The sequence below is a fragment of the Nocardioides allogilvus genome (assembly GCF_003047285.1).
GTDB classification, from domain to species: Bacteria; Actinomycetota; Actinomycetes; order Propionibacteriales; family Nocardioidaceae; genus Nocardioides; species Nocardioides allogilvus.
In genome coordinates this window covers 1-607 of sequence record NZ_PZYX01000060.1, presented here as the reverse complement: position 1 = coordinate 607, position 607 = coordinate 1, and the positions used below count along the sequence as shown (strand labels likewise).

The 607-nt window shown below is 52.6% G+C and carries 1 rRNA gene; it reads left to right on the top strand.

Going from position 1 to position 607, the window contains the following annotated elements:
• A 23S ribosomal RNA gene (locus C9J87_RS19425) occupies positions 1–607 on the top strand; the annotation flags it as partial.

Genomic DNA, 607 nt, shown 5'->3' with positions numbered 1-607 from the left:
GTGGATGCCTTGGCACTAGGAGCCGATGAAGGACGGGACGAACACCGATATGCTTCGGGGAGCTGTAAGCAAGCTTTGATCCGGAGATTTCCGAATGGGGAAACCCACCACTCGTAATGGAGTGGTATCCATATCTGAATTCATAGGATATGAGAAGGCAGACCCGGGGAACTGAAACATCTAAGTACCCGGAGGAAGAGAAAGCAAATGCGATTCCCTGAGTAGCGGCGAGCGAAACGGGATCAGCCCAAACCAAGAGGCTTGCCTCTTGGGGTTGTAGGACACTCTGTACGGAGTTACAAAGGAACGAGGTAGATGAAGAGGTCTGGAAAGGCCCGCCATAGGAGGTAACAGCCCTGTAGTCAAAACTTCGTTCTCTCCTGAGTGGATCCTGAGTACGGCGGAACACGTGAAATTCCGTCGGAATCCGGGAGGACCATCTCCCAAGGCTAAATACTCCCTAGTGACCGATAGTGAACCAGTACCGTGAGGGAAAGGTGAAAAGCACCCCGGAAGGGGAGTGAAAGAGATCCTGAAACCGTGTGCCTACAAGTAGTCAGAGCCCGTTAACGGGTGATGGCGTGCCTTTTGTAGAATGAACCGGCGA